Source organism: Candidatus Bathyarchaeota archaeon (assembly GCA_025059045.1).
Taxonomy (GTDB): Archaea; Thermoproteota; Bathyarchaeia; order Bathyarchaeales; family DTEX01; genus JANXEA01.
Genome location: JANXEA010000008.1, coordinates 1 through 21830 on the forward strand (window position 1 = coordinate 1; position 21830 = coordinate 21830).

The following is a 21830-nucleotide window of genomic DNA, read 5'->3' on the forward strand; positions in this document are numbered from 1 at the left end:
TTGAATTCTTCTGGGCTTAGTTTGTGAAGAGAGATATGCGACCAGCCATGAAACGCTATTTCGTGACCCTGATCGTCGATCATTTTTAATACTTCCGGAAATTTCTCCGCAATTTCGCCTACGACAAAAAATGTTGCTTCCACATTATGTGCTGAGAGCAAATTGAGCACTATCTGAATATTTTTCGGAGTCCTATACTTAATATCATAATTGTAATATTGTCTAGCATATTCGGCATGAAAGACTTCTTCGATATCAATTGTAAGGATATTCTTCAATTAATCTGACTCAAACTTGATGAATATATACGCCTTTAAAAGAATTATCCAGTTTTAAATTGTCTAGTGACTATATTTGAATACCTGTTCTGCGATTCCAGAAGATATCTGGGATTAGAATTAATCAGCATCTTTCCTCATAAGGTCGGTGTCCAGATCATAACTTTTCTTTTATAATACTTACTAGAACCCAAATGATGATAGCAGTTGTAAGCAACACCAGTCCAACTATAGTCGCGCCTATAGCAACTAGAGCAATATTCGTTATTACTTGATGCCTAATAGCAAACTCTTGGAATGTCCAAACCCAGAAGCCCAATCCTATAATGAGGGCGATTATGCCTGGAAGACCATAAAAAAGAAGAGGTCTCTTAGTCGATATATATTTCAACGTGCTCAAGACGACATCCATGCCATGAATAAGCGCGTTTTGGGAAGAAGGTTCACTAAGCTCATATTTCACTTTTACGGGGACCTCCTTTAACCTTAGCTTATTCTCCTTAGCCTTCAATAGAAGCTCAGTTGAAGCTCCCATTCCCGATTCATTCGGAGTTAACAGAATTATTGCTTTCTTGTTGAAAGCGCGGAAGCCACATTGAGCATCGGTCAGGTCATCATAGGACATTGCTCTAGCAAGCTTCGTAATCGCTTTTATCCCACTTTTCCTATACCTAGGTATGCAATTATTGTTTCCACCAATGAATCTGGAACCCGTCACAACATCAGCCTCACCCTTCAGGATCGGCTCCATAACATTTGGGATCTCAGCCGGGTCATGCTGTCCGTCACCGTCAAGTAGGACCATAACATCCGCTCCTAGCTCGCGAGCCCGCGCAAAAAGGGTTGAAAGGGCGGCGCCGTAGCCCATGTTCCTCTCATGCCTTATGACTTCGGCGCCTAACGCTTGAGCAATCTCACCTGTTACATCGGTTGAGCCGTCATCACATACGATGACGTGATCAACATGCCTTCTGGTCTGCAAGATAACCTTTGCAATTGTGGCCTCCTCGTTATAGGCGGGTATGCAGGCAACGATAAAGGGTCTATTATTAACCCTTACGTCCCCGGATATGCTATTTGTATCCTTAAACGACGATTGTACTTGACTCACCGCTTACACCTTACCCTTAAACTTCCTCTTCCTTAAATCCTATATGCTTCAATAAGAGGGCCGCCTTAAACATAAATCGTTACATCATTAAGCTTGCACACGGCGAGATACTGTATGAAACCTTTATCCTTCGCCCAGCTTATGGCCGAAGGGTTCCCCCATCCTATTGCTAATCGGCTTATCCTATCCGCTAAGGGGGCTGCAATCTGGCTCCTTAAACGCTCTAATGGACTTCGCATGGCTTCAGCGACCTTCACCACTATCCTCGCAATGGCGTCAACGAGCAGCGGACTCTTTACAGTATCGACACACTTCGGAGCCAGGCTCAGTATAGCCCTCTCAGCGGAACCCAGAACCCGGAACCAAACCCCGCACCTTATAGCCCGCCTCTTTATGGACATGAGAAAATCTCTGCCGAATCTAACTGCCATATCTCCTCTCACACCACGGCACAGAATGTCATATGCGCATTAATGTTTAAGGTTTTATCATCAAACTATTTATAAGACTTACGTAAACTCCACCTGATGTGACGTGAGTATTACTGAACATCGATTGAAAGGGGAAAATTGAAGATTGTGACAACCTTTGCTCTCTAAACCCCGAAATAACGATATCGCCGCTCATTTAAAGCGAGGAAGAAGTTCCGAGTCCATCCTATACTGAGATAATTTCTAAATTAGCAGAGCTCGTACCAGTTGGTGTAGACAACTGTCAGAAGTCCCAGAAGCATACAGGCTCCGCAGAGCATTATGGTTCCGAGAGTTCTATTATTCGCGCTAAGACTGCCCATAAGCCAGTAGATAGTGAGGATTGTAATGGAGTATCTGACGAAACCTAATGCAGATGAGTAGAATAGGTATACGACAAAGATGATGATAGAGTAGACAAGATATCTCGAACCCTTCCTCAGTGAGGCCGCATTTACATAGGAGGCGAGCGCTAGGGCTATCAGCAATGCAGAAATGATCTTCAGTGCCGCATTAACCTGTATGCTGTTTGAAAGGATGCTAGTTGTTAGAGGCGAACGTCCGGATAGGATGCTCATCAGCAGATCATAGGGCATTGTGATTGCATAGAATTTTCCCATCACCATATACCTGTAAACATCGAAGACAAGTATTGAGCTGGCGGAGAGGGCTGAGAGGACTACAATCTTAATTGACCTATCCTTTAATCCAGCTAGAAGCATGGGCAGGGAGGCAAGGAATCCGATTGGCCTGGATAAGCCAGCTAGGAAGGCCAGAACGGAAGCCACAACGAATCTTCCTCTCTCAAGCATTATGAAGGACCAGAGAGCGAACGCCATCAGGAGTGATTCGGCATAGACGGCGGACATAAAGACCGAGGTTGGATAAAATGATAGGAAGAGGGCAGAGTAGAACGCTACCCTCTCATCACCATCAAAAACCTTATAGGTCAGCCTATAGAGCCCAAGAACGGAGATAAAGAAGAAGAGATTACTGAGAAAGAAGCCTATGATATTCAAAGACCATAACCTTGGCATAAATGGGGAAAGGGGTGCTGAGAAGAGCCAGAGAAGACAAGGTAGAAGCGGGAAGGAGCCCACATTAGTCTCATCATACCCGTACTGGGCTATTCTGAAATAGTGTCCAGCATCCCATCTGGCGAAGAGGTTTAGTACAGGAAGCCCGGTATCCCAAGCGTTAGGGTTGATAATGGGTAGAAAATATGATCCTAAAACCGCGTTTAAGACCACGAAAACTCTAGAAGCAAGGGCCAAGAGCAGAGCGGCGCCGACCCCGTAAGGCTCGGGCTTAACCCTCAATCTAACCCTACCAAGTAGACCGCTCAACCTAGAACCCTGCATTCTAATCCTCCCCCTCAGCAGACCTCAATACACCATCATGCTCGATATGCTGCTCCACTATCTCTTGCGGTTGCAGCTCGATTCTAGAGGAGCTCTGCCTAAGCGTGGCAACCCGCCCGCAAATATTGGAGAGCAGGGATAAAGAGCAAGTCACAGCCAATGCATAGAGAATATATGGCGAGACCTGCCCAAACAGATCAGCCCATGAAGAGCCTAAACGGGCAACGAACTCGCCGCCCAATGAAAGCGTGGCAAGCGGAGCCATGAAGTATGCTGGACCAGAATAAAACAACGCATAGAGGAAGTAGCCTGCGGAGAGGAATGATGCTAAACCCTCATAGCCTAAGAATAGTAGTAGGGGAAGCAGAGCGGCTAGATGCTGCTCATTAACGACCGAGCCTACCGCTAAATAGGCGGCTAGAGAGAGTGGTACGCCCTCCTCATGAGAGCCTATTCTCATCAATATGGCGAGAACTGTCAATCCTAAGGCCACGATCGAAACCTTATTCAAGATTGATTGGAAACCGTAACTGTAGAGCTTCGGCGCGAGGTGGTAGAGGTTTACACCCCCTGGGGATCGGACCGAATGGAAGAGGAGAACCTGCAGCATCGACCCCGGATCCTGAGCGAAGAAGATGAGGGTGGGGACCTGCGATATCACTAAGCCGAACAGAAACCTCACTAGAGTGTCACGTCTTCTAACGGTTGAGAATAGGAATGCCGGAAAAACTACCGCCATATAAAGTTTCATGAGCGATAGACCATAAAATAGGCCGGAGAGCAGAGGCCTCTCAGACCTACAGATAAAAGCAAGTAGGAGGAAAAGTCCGACCAGAGAGTCGAAGTTACCCCAGACCGAAGTAATCATAATAGAGTATGGAAGAAAAGCGTAGAATAGGCCTAACCTAGCCGACTTCCTGGCAAGAATGTAAGTTATCGCCGCATCCGCCAAGATCACTGGCATCTTCAGAAGGGTTAGGAAAACGTATATGTTTGGCGTGGCGAGCTTGAGCGGGGAAAGGTGACCCCCAAACATTGCGGGCGCCCCTCCGAATAGCCAGACGTAGGCTAGGTGGAAGGGCATATAGATCAGAAGCGGGTGAGGAAGATATGCGTATCCCTCATAATTCGCCTCAACGCCGTTAGCAGCCCTAAGCATAAGCGTCCGCTCCACGACAGAGCAGTAAACGTTCCTACCGGAGGCAAACTCATTAAGCGACTCATGAACTGTGACTACATCCCAGACATGCATAAAGAATGGAGACAAGATCAACCTCACCGCGAAGGCAATCAACGCTAAGCACACCGGGCTTAGAAGCCCCTTCCCCACGATGACCGCGCTGCCTCTACGGGACATCCTCAACCTAAACTTAAGGGGAAAAACTGAATAGACGAGAAAGAACATAGTGACAGCAGCTGCAATGATTGGGTAAAGGAGCAGAGGCGACCATAAACCGCTGCTTCGACCCGACCCAGAGACATTAGCACAAATTGACATGGAGACCTTGCTGACATCTATAAATGAAACTGCAATCTTATTCAAGCCGGCATCATCACCGTAGACCACAATCTCATCCGGGACAGGGCTAAAACCGATTTCACCAGTCAGCCGCTCACCATTATGCATGAATGTGAAGTGCAATTTGCCAGATGCAGGAAGCACAGAAGATGCCACATCAAACTTCGTGACATTCTCAACTGACTCATAATACCACCTCCAGAGCGTTATAGTAAGGTTAGCGTCCACGCTTAGAGAGTACAGGATTCTTATTACGTCGCCGGATGGCTCAACCCTCTTGACAAGAACCCCGCCGCCATAAGTTGCGACTAAGGCGCCGCCATCCAACCTAATGACCTCAGCAAAGTTGGGATATATTCTCAGCCAGTTCACCTCAGACCGCTGGTCGCTCACCTCAACCAATGGAACCCTGTCAAGCGAAATCAGCACATATATCTGAGGTTTACCCACACCCGTACTCGCCTCGCCATAGTGAACCTCGTAATGGTCGTTTTTATAGAAATGCGAGCCTAAACTGCCATACCCAGCCCATTCTCCTCTAGGCTGCATAAAAGGCAGGAAACCTAAGACTATGGTCAGGCATACTACCGCAACCCATGAACATCTGACTCCTCCGAATTGGCTAGTCATCTTACGGCGCCCTCACCTCATATATCTCGTAGAGCCTCAATGCGCCAGCAGGCTCAAAGTAGCCCTTCTCAACCGAGATAATTATCCTATCCTCATCCAGCATATCAGGTCTGGATGTCGGTTCATACCGCGAATATATGGCTACGCCATCCCCAATTGATCTTATACTCACTCCTATAGTATCACCCGAGCTCTGCAGCTGGAACGTAGCGTGAACTCTAATCTGCCCATACTCCGGATGCCGCTCAACCTTAATATCGGAGACATTACCACTGAATAGGATGAGAAAATCGCCTGAATCCAATGGAAGCCTGACGCTCCCATTATCAATCGAGATAAAGAGTTTTTCGGAGAACACCTCCCTTCCATAGGCTACCCAGAGCGAGAATGCGCACACGATCAGGCGAGTATTCTCCTTATATGGTTCAACCAAATATGTTACATTCAGCCATGTATCGGAGTAACATGTCTTCTTCTCTATACGTAAACCAGCCGTCTCAATTAGTGTTAACCTCGAATTATTATGAACACTTTCCTTCAAGACCTTAGCATATGCAGGCGCCTCTATGTAGAGGCTGCCGCCACAATTTATTATAAACCTCACAAATGAATCCTTCAATATGAGGCTCTCCAACAAAGACGGCAGAGCCCCCTCCATGAAGACCCTATGCTCCCTAGGAACGATGAGATAGTCGACACCACGTTTCTTAGCCTCATCGAAGAGCGAGGAGTACCAGAACCGCTCGCCGGAGGCAACTGAACCTTGAACCTCAAATTCAGCCCTACCATACACCGTAAACCCGTCCGCCGACTCAAAAGTGCATGTCACATACCTCTGATCCTTCGTCCTACCCTGAGAAACTTCTGAAACATTCCCGACAAATGATATGGAAACCTTAAATCCTTCAATCCGCACAGTGGCACCGCGGCTCCAAACCTCTACGTCGGGAAGAACATCCATAGGCAGACTGTAGATGCCAATTGATAATCTCTTTACGCTGACATCTTTCATCGGAGCCGTTTGAGCAGAATATTCCACCGAGACCAGGGGCTTATCCTCCACTAATGTAATAGTCTTATTTATTATTAGGCCAGAGGACCTGAACGAGACTGTTAAGTTAATATACCTGTCAGACCTGCTCCAATGGTGTGAAAGGAACTTCGCCCGATATGGGCTTTCGACATATACATTTCCAGAGGAGTCGACAAGGGTCACCCTGGCGTATGAATCGTCAATATAGACTAGTTGTCTAAAGTTTCTCCCATCATATGCATGGATCAGCGGCGCCTTAGCAGCTGAAAATGGCTCCCAATCATCAACCTTTAGGAAAGAATTCATCATCCTAAAACTGGTAGTTGTCAGTAGATCCGCAACCCTAAACGTCTCCTCATTAATCACAGGCAGAACATTAAGGCCGGAGGATACAAGTAACCAATTCGCCAAGGACGGATGAGCAACTATAAGCCGCCGCCCAGCCTCCCCTGAAAGGATGCTTGAAGCACCACCTATATCCTGGGCTTTCAATGGTGGAACAATTTCATGATCACCCAAAACCACGGCTGATGGTGCGGCTAAGACCAGCAACACGATAAGAAGCATCGCTGGGAGCGCTGCAATAAGCCTCCCAAGATCGATCTCAACCTCATATTCAACCCCAGACCCGTCATCCTCGCCAATCCTCCTAACAGCGAACGTCTCCTTTAGACGCCTAAGAGAGAGAGGCATTAGGGCCGAGGCTAACGGCAACAAAAATGCAAAGGAAAGAGGCTTAATGGCCACGCATACTAGGGATGCTAGAAGCCAAGATGAAAGCACGAAAAGCAACTTTACCTGCCCACGGACATATAGGTCTAAGAGGCCGATACCAAATGATACAACCAAAAATGCAGAGATAACTATGTTTGATGAGAACTCTAGGAATGGGTTAGGCCGCCACAGTCCATCAACAAAGCCTACTGAAACAGTAAAGGAAAGAAGCGCCGCCGCCGCATGTACACTCAACAAACAGAGGAAGTGCGGCGAAAACCTCCTACCCAAAGAGAGAACGAATGCAGAAAGTGAAGCTAAAACTACTATCGAGAGAAATGTGAGCAGCTGAGGATCCGTGAACGGAAGAACAACCAACGCGGACAGCATCGCCGCAAAATACCTTTTCGATGGCTTCTGAAAATAACCGCAGATGCCTGCTAGGAGGAGACACGTGAACGCCATGGCCGCTAGAAGAGCATAATCACCTTTAAAGACAGTATCATAGAACATGGGATGGAAAGCGGTCAGCAGTGTCGCAGCCGCCAGAAACCTTGACGAGAGAAGAGACGAAAACCAGTAGAGGCCTAAAAAGTAGACCAAGAGAAGAAATATTACGGCAGACCTGACTGCAACGAGCATGTCACCAACGAACATGCCCGCAACCATCGCCAGAAAGCGATAGAATGTGTAGGAAGCCTGATACCCATATCTTTCAGAATAGCCTAAAATGAGGAGATACTCAATCGAAGCTCGACCTCCAGGTAGGAACATAGTCTTCGAGAAAGCCTGAAGGAACAGGGATAGAATCATATATAATATGATTAGGAGCGGCGCATAAGCCATCCCATTCCACAGAATCTGAACGAGTCTTGAACGCAACGCCATACCCTCACCCTTCAATTCCAAACCCTCATCCTCATGCCTTCAAGAACCAGAACCCCTAATAGGCATGATACAGGAAAAACCGACCAAACTACTTGATCCATAGGATCTGTCGTTTGTTGAATATTATATTTGCCCCTCAGCGCATGTGATATTTCCCAGATCTCCACATTCAAGCTTCCATTAACACTGCCGATCAGAGTCAAACCAAAGTCTACGAGATACGGCCCATAATACCCGTCAGCAGACAATACATACTTTAAACCATTATCAGCTTCGCTTTCAATAATACTTTTCAGAAGATTTGTCCCGTTAGGAAAGTATTTCGCCGCATCGACGTTATCGACCCCGCTCTTTGTGAATATAGGCAGAGTCTTCGCTTGGTTATATCCTCCGTCAAACATTGGAGCTGAAGTCATGGCGCTGAGAAGAAGCCTTTGACTCCCGAACCCAAGCGTAATATACTTCCACTCCTGGTGCTCGTCCAGAAACTTCGCCAGCTCACATAACTGCTCTCTGCTCAAAGTCTGAACAGGCTGTAACTTCATCAAGAAATTCCCCATAGAAGCTAGAACAAAGGAGGCGGCTAGGCCGCATATCATTGCAGCGGCAAGCAGCCTACGAGCATGCATATTCGGCTTGGATGTTGCTTCACCGAAATAATACTTTTGTATGAAGACGCCTAATTCAGAGATTAGGACAGCGAGAAAAGGAGTGTAGATCAAAGCAGCCCAGAATGCAAACCTATCATAAGTCAGTATCCTCCAGACATAGCCAAGAAGAATCGATGGGAGAGGAGTGGTCCCGCCTAAACCCATGATGAAAAAGAAGATGAAGATAATAAGTAGAGTCCGCAATCCCTTCCGCCTGTAAGCGATGAGGAAGGCGTTAGGTAAAAGGAACACTGTAAAGCTATGCATACCCCAGAAGAAGGGAAAAGCATACTCTGGGCGTTCAAAGAGATTATGTCTCGTCGCATGGGGTATCTCCTCATATGGCGGATTACTAAGAGTAAACACTATAAGTGGCTTCAACACGGCACCTAACAATGCGACGCATAGAAAACCGTAGATTAGCGTCCTCTTCACTAAGGCGCGCCGAACACCAATATTCTTGACAATAATAAGCAGAATGATGAGTGGAAAGAAGAATACGAGTGTGAAATGGTGTGCGAAGCCCGACAGAACCGTCCATAAAACCGCTCTAAGGAGAACAGATGGAGAAGGTGTAGAAAGATAACTGTTGAGGCTGTAGGCAGCTATCAATGACAGGCTGGTAGAAAAAACTGTGGGGAGCTGCCCAAAGGCATTAAGTATTATCCCGGTGGCGGGTAAAAGAGAGGCTATAACCGCGGCGTACTCCGCCTCATCCTCTTCAAGAAAAATTTTAGAAAAAAGGTAAACAGAGTATGTTAGAACAAGAGACGAGGCCACAGATAAGATCTGATAGGAATACTCGACACCGAAGAGGAAACTCAATAACGCCATCAATTGGTGTGTGAGAGGAGGATAGGAGGTAACGGGAAAGCCGCCGTACCACCTATAATCCCAAAGACTAAACCAGTCGCGCCTATAATGATCGGCAAAGAACATATGGGTGTAAGCGTCATATGTATATCTATAAACCCCAAATATTTGGATCAAAGTATTTGAGAATCCAGCGACAAGAAGTGCAATAAGAAGATTAAGGCGAGATCTCAACGCCAACCTAATATCGCGGACCATCATTTCAACATAGTCTCCCCGCATGTCTTGTGTAAACATTAAGGTACATCGCAGCGACTTTCTGCCAGCTTCTTGAAAGTGCAAAGTCTCTGGATCTCTTAGAGAGAGACTCTGCCAACTGTCTATCAGATGCAACCCTCATTATCCCATACCTCAAAGCCTCTTTCGACATATCAACAAGCAATATGCCAGCCCCCTCCTCAGCCAATTCCTTTAACTCGTATGTTGAGAACGCTACAAACGGGACACCCAGACCGCAAAGAAGATGAATAACGCCGCTGGTTCCCGCACAAGCCCTATAGGGCAACGCAGCAACAGCGACTCTTGACACAAGATTAGGCAGCCGCTCATTACTGACATAGCCTAGATACTTGACATGCCGCTCCCTCAAAACTCCCTCTATCACCCTTTTTCCCTCCTCAACAAAATTAGGATTAGGTCGACCTGACACCAATAGTTCTCCGCCAATCTCCTTCACGACATCTGATAATAACTTCAAATCTTTATACTGGGAGAGGTATCCCAAAAAAAGTACACTAACCCTTCCATCTTGCCATTTCCAAGAGGGATGATGATCAGTAAACCATGCGCCATGTGGAATCCACACAACATTACCAGCACCATACCGACTCATGAGCAGTTTAACGTATCGTCTAACAAGGACGACTACTGTATGCGCAGATGACAATACTATCTTAGTCACGATCTCCAAACCAATCCTATTAACTAAATTATCCCTGTAGCCTGAAACGTTAAGCCTTACGCCTTCTGGAATATTATGCAATGTTACAATTACCCTCTTCCTTGAGAGCCGCGCCACTGTAACGGATAGCAGGCCGAGAAAGTTCACAATTCTAGATCTACCAAAGACGGAGAGGGAGACATTGAAATGCATAACCTTCGATTTAGACCTAATGATCTCAAACCACAAGTTCAAAATGCCAAGTAGTGAATCAGGCCTCCAAACAGGTTTAACATCAACACCCGAGATAAGCTCCGAGGGTCTACAGTCAGAAAGCACCAAAAAACTGGAGTTCGAGACACTGACCAAGCCGCCTATTAAAGCTTCAGCATACTCGCTCAGCCTCCCATAGTCAGGCGGATAAGCAGAGACCCAAACGAATTGGCTGAAACTACGCTTCCTCACCAGTCCACCAACCCATTGTGTAATCATATGGCCTAGGCTGCATAAGCATCAATATTCTCCTATCTTCTCAATCTATATGCCAGTAACCCATTAAGAGATGATGCAAACCCCAATTCACAACGAAAACCAGCTAGACACATTAAGAATGCACCATTAATAAGAGTATAAAAAATTGATCAAAAAATAATATAAAATTAATGTTGCTTTCCCCCACCGATGTGAATCTTGAATACCCATAAAATCTAAACACATCATCCCAAGAGGACTTTAATGCGAAAATCCATCATGAACTCTTAGCTTTCACAGGCAACAACCAAAAACGAAGAGGCAAGAACATGGGTTAGCAGCAAACTGCAAATACAATCAGACAGAGGAGGTTTTCCAAAGCTGATGGGCCGGGCCGGACTTGAACCGGCGACCTCAGCCTCTCTTAGACTTTGGTCTGCTCGTAAGGGCTGCTTTGGGTCTGTTAGATGTCCCAACCAGGCTAGACTACCGGCCCTCGGATCGGCAAACATCCATTCTGTGAATTTAGGTATTTTAATCTTTTACTCATGCCTCGCATAGTGGGCTGAGACTTTTCTTATGCCTTCGAGTATCTTTTCTAAGTCTTCTCCGCTGAGGCCTGGGTGGACTGGTAGGGAGAGTACTCTTCCGCAGACTTTCTCGGCTACTGGGCACCTTGTCCTCGCGTATCTTCTTAGCGCTGGCTGCTTGCTTAGCGGGGTTGGATAGTAGACTATGCATTCTATATTCTCCGCATTCATGGCCCTGACGAACTCGTCTCTTGTGCATCTGAACTTCTCTAAGTCCATCTGTACTGTGAAGTAACTGTAAGAGTGCTCGGCGCCCTCGGTTGTCTTCTGCGGCTCCAGTCCATCAATCTCCTCTAGACCCTTCATTAGATATTCGGCGTTTCTCCTTCTTTTCAGAAGGAATTCGTCCAGCATCCTGAGCTGTTCTAGTCCGATGGCAGCTGCGATCTCCGTCATCCGATAGTTAAGCCCTAACCTCACACTCCTATATCTCGTTTCTTGACCATGATTCCTCAGCATTCTTCCAGCCTCATAGATCTCCTTGCCTAGCGTTGTCACCATGCCTCCTTCACCAGTCGTCAGGGTTTTGGTTGGATAGAAGCTGTAGCAGGCTGCATCCCTGTAGGCGCCCACATCCTTTCCATGAATCCTTGTTCCATGTGCCTGGGCTGCATCATTCACAAGGTATAAGCCGTGATCCTCAGCGATTTCTATGAGCTCCTTCATCCTCGCAGCGTTCCCGAAGAGGTGTACGGGCACAATCGCCTTAGTCCTCCGGGTTATCTTCCTCTCAACATCCACCGGATCAATCGTCAGAGTCTCCTCATCAATGTCGGCGAAGACAGGCTTCCCACCGCTCAGCACAACCGTGCTAGCTGTGGAGACGAAGGTGAAGACGGGGACTATGACCTCGTCTCCCGGCTTGAGAAGCGACATGAAGACGACGTGTAGGGCCGCCGTGCCCGAGCTGACGGCAAAAGCGTATTCAGCCCCCACCCTCCGCCTGAACTCTTCCTCAAACTGCTCGGTTAATGGGCCATGGCAGAGAATGCCGGACTCCAGAACTTCTCTTATCCTCCGCAAAGTCTCCTCAGTAAATAATGGTTTAGCGATAGGGATCTTCCTTTCTGAGACAGGCTTCCCGCCCTCAATCGCTAAGCGTTCCATTCGAGCAAACATCCTTGGATAGCTGCCATCCGGAGACTATCTGTTGTTCAATATTCTGATTCCAGCCTATTAATTTAAAAAAATGGTGAACCAGTTCGGTTAATTGATGGATCCTCAGGCCTTCATAGCCTCGGATATAATGTTCAGCGCCTCTTTTATCTCGTTCATCTCGGCTTTTGTTGCTTCTAGGCCCGACTGCAATGTCTCTCTATTCTTTATGTAAGTCTTCTCGTCAACTTCCCCTCCAGCATAGCTAACCTCTAGACTCGCAAGCAGCAGGTCAAGTGTCTCAAGCTGATTAGCAAGCTCGTCTATCCGCTCCCTCATCTTTTCGACAAGAGATCTCTGGTGCGCCTCAAGATCAAGCAATGTCTCCCTGAGTGTCCTCTCAAGATGCTCATAGGTAAGCTGGGACATCTTCTTCTTTTCGAGGAGATCGTCTAGGGCCTGCTTCTTTCTCCGAGCAATCTCCAGCTCCTGCCTCACCCTCTCAAACGACTCCTTCCACGAACTCAAACAATCACCCCACCAAACTTTAGGAACAAGATTTCAAATAGACTTTAACCTGCATCCCATATTTTACATTAATCCATTGCCGAAGCCTAAGATCATCCTTCATGGATGACTTCGATCCCTCCGCCGTCAGAAGTTAATGAGGTGACTATCACGTAGGGAACACGTTGCCTCATATAACCCGTAATCTGCCTGAACCTTTCCGGGTCATAGCTAAGGGTGAGCTCATCAAGGATGAAGAAGGGGAAGTCCGGCAGAAAAGTCTCCTTAGCAGCCAACATAAGCAGCAGGCTGATGGTAAGCTTCTCAGATGCGCTTAATGTATCAACAGGCTGTCGAACCCCGTTCTCACGCATTATATGTAATGCGAAATCCTGATCTAAGAAGACGCTTTTAAAGCCCCTAAGCCCAAGCCTCTCAAAAGCCCTGTTCACATTCCTGTTAAACCTTAACCTTGCAGCGGTCATGCGGCGCATATACTTATCCTGAAAGTATCCAATCGCCATATTAAGCCAATCAATCTTCCCAATAATCTCCCTTCTAACCTCAACAACAAGGCGGCCTGGATACTTCGGATCGTCTGGGGGCAGCCGCTCAGCCTCCTGAATCTCCTCCTCCTTAAGGATCAGCTCCTTGTTTAAACGTTCCATCTCCCTCTCCAACGACTCGAGCTCCATCTCTTCTTCGCGCTTCTTCTCTTCAAACTTCATCTCCAAGGCCTTTACCTCGGACCTTAACCCATGGACGACTTGGCTCTGCCTCTCGACCTCATCCCTTATCCTCATCTGCCTATCCCTGCAAATATTAATGTCCTGCTTAATCCGAGCTGCAACCTTCAATGACTCGTCCGCCAACCCTAGAAGGTTAATTAGCTGGTCCTCCCTTTCACGCTCCCTATCAAGATCCTTTCTAAGATCAGAAAGCCTCATCTCCTCCATTGCCAGCGAACTCTTCTTCTCCTCTAGGCTCCTCAGCAGAGACTGAGAATCCGAGCCGAAGCCAGCCCGTAGCATCCTAATCCTTTCAGAAACCCTCTCTTTCTCGGCATGAATCTCCGCGATATCTGCGATAAGTAGGGGCAGAGACTCAAACTTCCTAAAACTAGGCCCAGCAAGCTCCCTGCTCAGCTCGTTCACGATCCCCTGTGCGGAAGAGATTATAGTGCTATAGTACTTGCCATACGAGAGCTCTTCGAGATATTCGCGAAAAGCTGAGCTTCCTCCAGTAATCTTATGGACTACGCCGGACTCGGCCATGGCAACGCATGCATCGAAGGCCCTATTATCGGAGAAGGGGAGCATGCTTCCAGATGCAACCACAGAGCCTGAGGGAGTTCTCCTGAACGTTCTCTCGTAGACTCGACCTCGAAAACGTACTCTAACAATCCCCTCAACCTCATTAAGCGAGAGCACATGCTCAGGCGGAATCTTCTCAGAAAATATTGACGCGAAACCCCTTACAAGGCTGGTCTTACCTGAAGCATTTGGAGCGCGGATTATGTTAAGACCGGGCTCAAAATCAAGTTCAATACGCCTTAAGCATCCGATATTCTTAAGCTCTAACCGGATACTCCCTCGCATATCTCTCCGCATACCTCTCAAGCATCTCCCTTAGCTCTTTGCCGTCCCCCCTTCTGAGAATGTCTAAGGCCAACCTTTCAATCTCAGCGATATATGGAACTGGCAAAACAGAAGCCTCCGAGACCCGCTCCGTCTTCTGCCTTGGCATATTAAGAACCTTTATGCAGTCCACTGGCAATCTAAGGAATATACGAACCGCATAAAACGTTTTTTAACATAAGTGAATAGCCAATTATAATATCCATTCGCAAGAACCACCGCAAATCATTACTACTGATGCCAAACTCAAAATTCTTGGCCGCTGAAAGATGAACAGCATAATACTCTCAGTTTCCGAGGCATCTGAGACGAATCATGTAGAGTAGAAGAAGGTGGAATGGATAGTAGGCGTAAAAGAAGTATTTCCTATAGGCGGAGTAATGGGCACCTAAACCAGCATCCTTAAAGATATGCACGTAATCCATCCGATGTAGAAGAAGAATTGGCAAAGCTAAGAGAGAAAAGATCTGGATATTCCAGGACGGGAGGAAGAGCAGATTCAGCAGAATGAAAGAGGCAACGCCAGCCTTAACATCATCCTTTAAGATGCACATCGTAACGATTAACGCGATCCCATAAACGCCGTAATCAATATTAAGGAAAATGGAGGCTAGTAGGATAGGCAGTATAAGGTAAGGGTTCTTCCTAAATGAGCGGATTACCAGAATGCCAATTGCAAGCGTGAAGAATATGTTCAGCATTTCGAAAGGCTGAAGTTTCAGCGCTAACTGGAAGGGAACCTGCGATAAGCAGCCGAACAGGAGAAGCCTTAAGAAGTAATGCTTAACGCTCCTAGTTGTATTAACACCCAGGACCAGTAGATAAGAAAATATGGGAAAGGCAAGTCTCCCAATAATCCTGAATACAATGACCTCGGGATAGAGGACCGCTCCTATATGATCAATGGTCATCGAGGCAACCGCAATCCACTTCAACAACTCTCTGCCGAAATCAAATCTTACCAATCCCACGTTTGTGCTGACAGGTGTAGAAGAAGTCAAGGCAAGCCGACACTGATCCCAAAGATTTACAGCAACGATTCCCAAACTCCTTTATCTAAATCTTCAGGAGATTAAATAAAATCTCCATTTCTATAAACATTAATCGAAGTAAAGCAGCCTTAAAATCATTCTAACGTTCAGATTGATACATAAAATAGATGTATAGCAATGCTCTCTTAGATGAGAAAGAGTGGCAGGAATGGAGCAAGGTGTAAGATTTGGGATAATTGGCGTTGGTGTAGGCGCAAATCTATGTGCTGAAGCCTTCTCATTGTTAGGTCCTGGTGTGGCGAGACTCATAGCCGCGGCAGGCCAAAGAGAAGAGCGGGTCAAAGAATTTGCGTCCAAGTGGAATCTAAACCTCTGGTACACAAGTTATATGGAGATGTTGGAGAAAGCGCCTATAGACGCGGTGATAATTAGCGTTCCGCATTACCTTCATTGTCCAATAGCGCTTGACGCCATAAGGCTTGGAAGACATGTTCTCGTAGACAAGCCAATCGCATTAAACCTTGAAGAGGCGGACAGGATGATTGAGGCTGCTAGAAGGAGCGACGTGAAGTTAGGGGTTATCCTGCAGTCCAGGTTCGATCCAACATTTAGGAGGGTGAAACAAGTCGCCGACGAAGGCGGATTTGGAAGACTGATCCTCGGTGAGGCTGACGTCAAGTGGTTCCGAGACCAAAAATACTATGATGATAGCCGTTGGCGTGGAAGGTGGTCAACCGAGGGCGGCGGAGCACTCATAAACCAATCAATCCACACAATCGATCTACTACTATGGATAATTGGAAAACCAAGGCGCTTGTGGGCCCAGATTGGAACATATGCGCATAAGATTGAGGTCGAAGATCTCGCAGTCGCAGCCATCCGATTCGAGAATGGCGCTCTCGGCGTAATCCAAGGTAGTACCGCCACATACCCTGGACTGCCGGCGAAGCTGGGAATCTATGGGACTAAGGGCATGGTCATATTGGAGGGGGAAGCGATTAAGAAGTGGTCAGTTATGGGCGAAGTTGAGGTTGTATCTGAGCAGACCAAGGAGGGGCTCCAATCATGGGCTAGACCTGAACTTGTGCCTGTAACAAACCATTCAGCCCTCATTAAAGACTTCGCCGAAGCGATTATTAATGACAGGGAGCCACTAGTGAACGGTGTTGAGGGGAGAAGATCCTTGGAGACTATAATGGCCATATACATTTCAAGCAGGACAGGAAGAGTAGTCGATCTCCCCCTATGAGGAGAAGGAAAAATGGAGAATTTTAGGACTAAGCAGTCAAGTCTGCAGAAGGGTTATTTACTATTACCCCATATTCTTAACTAGATCAGAGATGGATGTGTTCGAAGCCATTCAGAAGAGAAGATCGGTCCGATCCTATGAGCCCACTCCAGTCCCGAGAGAAAAGCTTGAGAGGATATTGGAGGCGGCTAGGCTTGCACCATCAGCCATGAACCTACAGCCCTGGCACTTTATAGTAGTCACTGATGCTGGCAAAAGGGAGAAGCTGGCTCAGGCTCCTTATGCAGGGTTCCTAAGAGAAGCGCCTGTCGTCATAGTGGGATGCGGAAACGAGAAGCTCTCACCGAAATGGTTCATAATTGATGTGACAATAGCCATGCAGAACATGGTCATAATGGCGACGAGTGAAGGGTTAGGCACATGCTGGATCGGGAGCTTCAACGAGAAGGAAGTGAAGGAACTGCTTAGGATACCGGAGGAATTCCGTGTAGTGGCGCTTTTAGCCTTAGGATACCCCGCAGATAAGATTGACATCCAGCGAGGACTGCTCCACTTAGTCAGAAGGCGGAAGAAACTTGAGGATATAACAAGCTACGAGGAGTTTGGCGTAAGACAAAGATTATAGTTGCCTGTTCACCTTAAGGTTTTGTTATCATCCGCACAGTCGCAAGGATGAGGATGAAAGCCAGCAGCACCTTCAATGTCTCCTTACCAACTACTTCTAAAAATGAGGCCCCGCATAGGGCGCCAAATACAGAGCTCAATCCCAGAATGATTGGGATCCTCAAAGATGTACCATCAAAGTTGCCTAATCTTCTATGCCTTAGGAAGCCCGAGGCCACGGTTGGTATAGAGACTAGGAGGCTCGCTGTGCCCGCCGTCACAATATCTAAACCGAAAATGTAGATGAAGACTGGTATCCTGAACTCGCCACCTGCAACGCCAAAGAGACCTGAGATAATCCCTATAAGAAGACCGACCAAGCCCGCTAACGCTAGCTCCTCAAAAAAATTCAAGGTGAAGCCTATTACAGGATCAATCTTAACGAATGGCTCCAACCCAATCTTCAAGCCCACACTTATGAGGAAAAGTATAAGAAACTTTTTTAATGGCTTTTCAGGGATTCTCCCGGTCAATGAAGCGCCAATTATAGCGCCAACTACCGAAGCAAATGACATTATTAACACTAATGAAAGACAATGCATGCCCAGCGGTTCTATGTGCAGACGTCTAAAGAAAGAAGCAACAACAGTCAGTAAACCAACCGACAGGTTTATGGCGACTGCATTAAAAACTGGAAGACCCAAAACATATATTAGAATTGGTATCCTGAATTCGCCGCCTCCAACCCCTATCAAGCCAGCAGCAATCCCTGTAAGGAAACATAAAAAAGCCGCAACCAGCAACCTTCTCGATGATGTTTTGACATCTTTACGGATATAGTGTCACCCCAGGCTGTGTTATTACAGTAATCGGCGCAGACGACAATATATAAATTTAGAAGGCATATACTATACTTTTCAAATGATGCGATGTAAAGTATATGGTGCCGACGCACTCTTATCAACCCATCTTCAAATTCATTGAAGCGGCAACACCTAATGCAAGAGCTTGAGCTCAGGTGGGAGTCAGCATTGGTTGAGGTTATATCATTCGACCTAGAGGGAACACTTGTAACATTGGATTTCAGCGAATCAGTGTGGCATCAGGGGATTCCTATGCTTTACGCCCAAGATCGAGGATTAAGTCTGAAGGAGGCGATGGAGATAGTATTCCAGGAGTATGAAAGAGTCGGGGAAGAAAGAGTTGAATGGTATGACATTAAGTACTGGTTCAAACATTTAAACCTAAAGGGAGATTATATAAGAGTTTTTGACTATTATAGGCGAAGAGTCACGCTCTACCCCGAAACAATCCAAGTGCTGGAACAATTCAGCAAATCCTACACCCTGATCTTAGCAACAAACACTTCAAGAGAGTTCTTGAATGTTCTGACAGAAAAAATATCAAAACACTTCAAGTATGTATTCTCAGCGACCTCCGACTTCGGAATAGTAAAAAAGAATGTGGAATTCTACCGCAGGGTTGCGGAGGCTCTAAATGTTAATCCAGCCGAGATCGCCCATGTTGGAGACCGATGGGAGGATGATTATATCGTTCCACGTATGTTCGGCATCCAAGCGTACTATCTCGATAGGGCATGCAGTAGAACTGGAGAACATGTCGTCAGAGACCTAATAGAATTCTCATCTAAGATTCATAAGACAAAATGAAAGTCTCGGGAAAACTTGATCTGTAACACTGAACCTGTCCATCATGACCGAGTGAACAGCACAATTTTACAGTTTTATATAAGGGTTTATTCTCTTGCAGATTAGGTGAACTTTTACGCTTTTTTACGCTTTTCTTCAAGCCATAGATGATATGCCTCATCAAGATCCCTTGAGCAAAGCACAAAATCTCTTATGAAGTAAGTATGCTCCCTAATCAATTTCTCAGCCTCATCAATAGTCAATTTTCCCTTTTCAAGCAGGATCTCAAGGGTCTCTAAGGGTTTGAAGTAGTATGCCTTCTGCACACACTTGACGCTGACAAGATGCCCATATTTTCTTAGGCATTCAGCTAGATGCCAACCAGATAGGTCTGTAATACATGCGCTTCTATCCTCGGCTTTAACACTGATGAATTCAGCTTCCTTTTCTGTAGATTCTGGGCTAAATGGTTCTTTAAGCACATTGATCCATTCTTCAACTTCCACCCTACCAGTCAAGTTTACCCGTAATGTAAGCCTAGCTATCTTTGCAGCTGCATTTGCCAACAGGTGGCAATGGTCGACTTCCCTATAACAGTAAAGTTTTGCATGCTCACCTACTTCCGGTAAAACCTCAAGTAGAGGCCCATTTAGGTACAGCCACGAATTCACTGGGTCTGGAAGTAGAACATCGCCTTTTATCCTGTTTAGTAGTTCATGAAGAGAGATAATGCCCTGCACATACTCTGTAATAAGCGGCTGAAGACTGCGTGGAAAGTCAAGAAATACCGCGGAGTACTCAGGTCTTCTTATGCGATCTGCTGCTTCTATGGCTGAAGATCTTAGATTGGGAACAATGAAGAGGTCGACTTCAGCCATACCCTAGATGCATACAAAGAGGACCCCGATAAAAAGATTATTTTCCATCAGAAAAGATGAAAAACGAATTCCACAGCACGTTTTTAGATAAGCCGAACAGTTTTGAATTAAGACTTTTTATCAGGGCCGCGAAATTATTAGTTATTAATCGCTATCCGCATGCTTTATGTTATCCTTTAACATTATGATAGGACGGAGCAACGATCAACATGGCAATCAAGTTCAAGTTCTTGAAGGATTTAAAGGCTGATAAACCCTGTGTCATAGCAGGGTTTCCGGGCATCGGTTACGTTGCAAAAATCGCCCTAGACTACCTAGCTGAAAAGCTAAGAGCGGACGTTTACGCGGAAGTTTACTCGCATGCTTTTCCACCCTTCATAATTGTAAGGGAGAATGGGGTGATAGAGCCGCTTAAGGTTGATCTTCTCTACTCAAGCCTAGATGGCAAAGATTTTCTCCTAATCACGGGGAATGCGCAACCAGCAACCCCTGAGGGGCAGCATGAGTTGATAGACGCTCTCATTAGCGAAATCTCCGGGCGGTATAGAGTTACAAGAGTTTTCGCTATGGCTGCTTATGTAGTTGAGAATCGAGTTGGAGAGCCTAATATTTATGGAGCCGCGACTGATAGTGCAACTATGGACCTATTGAAAACGCATGGTGTTAAGCCGATGACCGAGGGAAGCATATCAGGGGCTAATGGCATCATACTGAGCTATGCAAAGGCGATCGGAGTGCCAGCCGCCTGTCTACTTAGCGAAACCCCTGCATATACATATTACGGGCAATTCGCCGATGCCAAGGCGGCTGAGGCTTTACTGAAGGTTATAACATCTATACTAGGCGTTAGTATAGATATGACTGACATAGAGGAGAAGGCGAGAGGATCCGAAGAGATTTTGAGAAGGCTTAGTAGACTGGCAGAAGAAAGATTCATTAAAGAGGTGCCACAGAAGACCTTCACCGGGGACTTAACATACATTGGGTAGTCAGCCATGTCAAGGTGCTGGATCCAGGTTTTTGAGAAAATGGAAATTGAGGGCGGTATAGCCCTGATCGCATCACAGGGATTAAGGTCCGCCGGATGGCTTGCCATAAACTTTCTCATCGAGAAGATCAAACCATCGCTAATAGCTAAGATATTCTCGACGAGCTTCCCAATCCAGCATGAGACAATCCCAACCTATAATGCCCAACCAGACGCAAGAGGAGTTGGAGGGGTATTTGTAGACTCAGGCTTAGCTACTGAACCAAGCGTCGAGGTATACAGGGCTGGAGGTGACCTGATGATTGTCAGAGGATATCAGGCTAACTTTTATGGACAGAGAGAAACCGCCGAGAAAACAGTTGAACTGTTAGAGCAATTAGGAGCGAGTCTAATTATTGGGCTGGCAGCTCATGCGACGGGCAAAGGCGACCTCTGCATAGCAGCTACAAAACCCGAACTAGTCGAACATTACAGCCGAACGCTAAAGGCAGAAGCATATCAGGGGCCCTTGCTAGGCTTCACTGGTCTCACGTTAGGGGAGGCAGCTATACGAGATATAGACGCAATATGCATTCTCACTAAGACGACGACTAATGATGAGTTTCCTGAGCAGCCTGACTACGAAGCAGCCAAAAAATTGGTGAGAGCCATCATTTCCTTACTAAAACTTGAAATCGATCCGTTTGACCTTGAGAATTTCAACAGTAAACTAACATGAATCTTAGAGTTGCGAAACAAACTTTAGTTAGGGCAATGGAACGGAG

At 46.4% G+C, this 21830-nt stretch carries 20 protein-coding genes and 1 tRNA gene; 5 read left to right on the forward strand and 16 right to left on the reverse strand.

What is annotated here, in order from left to right; genetic code table 11:
* The 14 genes from NZ952_02115 to NZ952_02180 all read right to left on the reverse strand — a co-directional run.
* Nucleotides 1-278, reverse strand: a 278-nt coding sequence (locus NZ952_02115) for a polysaccharide deacetylase family protein (protein MCS7119986.1), incomplete at its 3' end; no start/stop codon positions are given.
* Between the two features lie 157 nt (nt 279-435).
* Complete coding sequence (locus tag NZ952_02120) at nt 436-1389, reverse strand: glycosyltransferase family 2 protein (protein ID MCS7119987.1); 954 nt, start codon at nt 1387-1389, stop codon at nt 436-438.
* A 65-nt stretch (nt 1390-1454) separates the two neighbouring features.
* A complete protein-coding gene (locus NZ952_02125) occupies nt 1455-1820 on the reverse strand; it encodes a hypothetical protein (protein MCS7119988.1) in 366 nt (121 codons plus the stop codon).
* Between the two features lie 248 nt (nt 1821-2068).
* A complete protein-coding gene (locus tag NZ952_02130) occupies nt 2069-3220 on the reverse strand; it encodes a hypothetical protein (GenBank protein ID MCS7119989.1) in 1152 nt (383 codons plus the stop codon).
* Nucleotide 3221: 1 nt separating this feature from the next.
* Complete coding sequence (locus tag NZ952_02135; protein MCS7119990.1) at nt 3222-5369, reverse strand: hypothetical protein; 2148 nt, start codon at nt 5367-5369, stop codon at nt 3222-3224.
* A 1-nt stretch (nt 5370) separates the two neighbouring features.
* Nucleotides 5371-8019 carry a hypothetical protein gene (locus NZ952_02140; protein ID MCS7119991.1) on the reverse strand — a complete coding sequence of 883 codons (2649 nt, stop codon included), beginning with the start codon at nt 8017-8019 and terminating at the stop codon, nt 5371-5373.
* Nucleotides 8016-9764, reverse strand: a complete 1749-nt coding sequence (locus tag NZ952_02145) for a hypothetical protein (protein MCS7119992.1) — start codon at nt 9762-9764, stop codon at nt 8016-8018. The genes NZ952_02140 and NZ952_02145 overlap by 4 nt, the downstream gene beginning before the upstream one ends.
* Nucleotides 9730-10872, reverse strand: coding sequence for a glycosyltransferase (locus tag NZ952_02150; GenBank protein ID MCS7119993.1), 1143 nt, complete (start codon nt 10870-10872; stop codon nt 9730-9732). The genes NZ952_02145 and NZ952_02150 overlap by 35 nt, the downstream gene beginning before the upstream one ends.
* Before the next feature lie 391 nt (nt 10873-11263).
* Nucleotides 11264-11374: transfer RNA gene (locus NZ952_02155), tRNA-Val, on the reverse strand.
* A gap of 46 nt (nt 11375-11420) precedes the next feature.
* Complete coding sequence (locus tag NZ952_02160) at nt 11421-12587, reverse strand: DegT/DnrJ/EryC1/StrS family aminotransferase (GenBank protein MCS7119994.1); 1167 nt, start codon at nt 12585-12587, stop codon at nt 11421-11423.
* Nucleotides 12588-12689: 102 nt separating this feature from the next.
* A complete protein-coding gene (locus NZ952_02165) occupies nt 12690-13091 on the reverse strand; it encodes a CdvA-like protein (protein MCS7119995.1) in 402 nt (133 codons plus the stop codon).
* 92 nt (nt 13092-13183) lie between these two features.
* Nucleotides 13184-14668, reverse strand: a complete 1485-nt coding sequence (locus NZ952_02170; protein MCS7119996.1) for an AAA family ATPase — start codon at nt 14666-14668, stop codon at nt 13184-13186.
* Entirely contained in the window at nt 14640-14816 is a 177-nt protein-coding gene (locus tag NZ952_02175; protein MCS7119997.1) for a hypothetical protein, read from the reverse strand. The genes NZ952_02170 and NZ952_02175 overlap by 29 nt, the downstream gene beginning before the upstream one ends.
* 178 nt (nt 14817-14994) lie before the next feature.
* Nucleotides 14995-15753, reverse strand: a complete 759-nt coding sequence (locus tag NZ952_02180) for a conjugal transfer protein TraX (GenBank protein MCS7119998.1) — start codon at nt 15751-15753, stop codon at nt 14995-14997.
* Nucleotides 15754-15907: 154 nt separating this feature from the next.
* Between NZ952_02180 and NZ952_02185 the strand changes: the two genes are divergently transcribed.
* Entirely contained in the window at nt 15908-16948 is a 1041-nt protein-coding gene (locus tag NZ952_02185; GenBank protein MCS7119999.1) for a Gfo/Idh/MocA family oxidoreductase, read from the forward strand.
* 91 nt (nt 16949-17039) lie between these two features.
* A complete protein-coding gene (locus NZ952_02190; GenBank protein ID MCS7120000.1) occupies nt 17040-17573 on the forward strand; it encodes a nitroreductase family protein in 534 nt (177 codons plus the stop codon).
* 13 nt (nt 17574-17586) lie between these two features.
* Here NZ952_02190 and NZ952_02195 read toward each other — a convergent pair whose 3' ends face one another.
* Nucleotides 17587-18306 (reverse strand): sulfite exporter TauE/SafE family protein, encoded by a 720-nt coding sequence (locus NZ952_02195; protein ID MCS7120001.1) that lies wholly within the window; start codon nt 18304-18306, stop codon nt 17587-17589.
* A gap of 276 nt (nt 18307-18582) precedes the next feature.
* On the opposite strand from NZ952_02195, the gene NZ952_02200 reads away from it, so the two are divergent.
* The gene (locus NZ952_02200) at nt 18583-19221 is read left to right on the forward strand and encodes an HAD family hydrolase (GenBank protein MCS7120002.1); all 639 of its coding nucleotides are present in this window, start codon (nt 18583-18585) and stop codon (nt 19219-19221) included.
* 113 nt (nt 19222-19334) lie between these two features.
* Here the strand turns inward: NZ952_02200 and NZ952_02205 are convergent, their stop codons facing one another.
* Entirely contained in the window at nt 19335-20078 is a 744-nt protein-coding gene (locus NZ952_02205) for a hypothetical protein (protein ID MCS7120003.1), read from the reverse strand.
* A gap of 209 nt (nt 20079-20287) precedes the next feature.
* Here NZ952_02205 and NZ952_02210 point away from each other — a divergent pair, with 209 nt between their 5' ends.
* Nucleotides 20288-21067, forward strand: a complete 780-nt coding sequence (locus tag NZ952_02210; GenBank protein MCS7120004.1) for a PAC2 family protein — start codon at nt 20288-20290, stop codon at nt 21065-21067.
* A gap of 6 nt (nt 21068-21073) precedes the next feature.
* The gene (locus NZ952_02215; GenBank protein MCS7120005.1) at nt 21074-21784 is read left to right on the forward strand and encodes a PAC2 family protein; all 711 of its coding nucleotides are present in this window, start codon (nt 21074-21076) and stop codon (nt 21782-21784) included.
* Nucleotides 21785-21830: the final 46 nt, after the last annotated feature.